The organism is Bacillus sp. LB7, assembly GCF_030449715.1.
Lineage (GTDB): Bacteria > Bacillota > Bacilli > Bacillales > Bacillaceae > Bacillus > Bacillus paralicheniformis.
Map to the genome: position 1 here is coordinate 1 of NZ_JASGCA010000050.1, position 1,400 is coordinate 1,400.

Below are 1,400 nucleotides of genomic sequence, written 5' to 3' on the forward strand. Positions count from 1 at the left end.
GGAAACGGATTTGCCTATTTCCCAGCCTAACTGCTTGGACGCGGATATCCAATACCGCGCTTACCCTATCCTCCTGCGTCCCCCCATTGCTCAAATGGTGAGGAGGTGGTACAGGAATATCAACCTGTTGTCCATCGCCTACGCCTTTCGGCCTCGGCTTAGGTCCCGACTAACCCTGAGCGGACGAGCCTTCCTCAGGAAACCTTAGGCATTCGGTGGAGGGGATTCTCACCCCTCTTTCGCTACTCATACCGGCATTCTCACTTCTAAGCGCTCCACGAGTCCTTCCGGTCTCGCTTCACAGCCCTTAGAACGCTCTCCTACCACTGTTCGTAAGAACAGTCCGCAGCTTCGGTGATACGTTTAGCCCCGGTACATTTTCGGCGCAGAGTCACTCGACCAGTGAGCTATTACGCACTCTTTAAATGGTGGCTGCTTCTAAGCCAACATCCTGGTTGTCTAAGCAACTCCACATCCTTTTCCACTTAACGTATACTTTGGGACCTTAGCTGGCGGTCTGGGCTGTTTCCCTTTCGACTACGGATCTTATCACTCGCAGTCTGACTCCCAAGGATAAGTCTTTGGCATTCGGAGTTTGACTGAATTCGGTAACCCGGTAGGGGCCCCTAGTCCAATCAGTGCTCTACCTCCAAGACTCTTACCTTGAGGCTAGCCCTAAAGCTATTTCGGAGAGAACCAGCTATCTCCAGGTTCGATTGGCATTTCACCCCTACCCACACCTCATCCCCGCACTTTTCAACGTGCGTGGGTTCGGGCCTCCATTCAGTGTTACCTGAACTTCACCCTGGACATGGGTAGATCACCTGGTTTCGGGTCTACGACCACGTACTCATGCGCCCTATTCAGACTCGCTTTCGCTGCGGCTCCGTCTTTTCAAACTTAACCTTGCACGGGATCGTAACTCGCCGGTTCATTCTACAAAAGGCACGCCATCACCCGTTAACGGGCTCTGACTACTTGTAGGCACACGGTTTCAGGATCTCTTTCACTCCCCTTCCGGGGTGCTTTTCACCTTTCCCTCACGGTACTGGTTCACTATCGGTCACTAGGGAGTATTTAGCCTTGGGAGATGGTCCTCCCGGATTCCGACGGAATTTCACGTGTTCCGCCGTACTCAGGATCCACTCAGGAGAGAACGAAGTTTTGACTACAGGGCTGTTACCTCCTATGGCGGGCCTTTCCAGACCTCTTCATCTACCTCGTTCCTTTGTAACTCCGTACAGAGTGTCCTACAACCCCAAGAGGCAAGCCTCTTGGTTTGGGCTAATCCCGTTTCGCTCGCCGCTACTCAGGGAATCGCATTTGCTTTCTCTTCCTCCGGGTACTTAGATGTTTCAGTTCCCCGGGTCTGCCTTCTCATATCCTATGAATTCAGATAT

General features: G+C 52.5%; 1 rRNA gene. It reads right to left on the reverse strand.

What is annotated here, in order from left to right:
- Positions 1 to 1,400: ribosomal RNA gene (locus QMZ64_RS22985) — 23S ribosomal RNA — on the reverse strand; the annotation flags it as partial.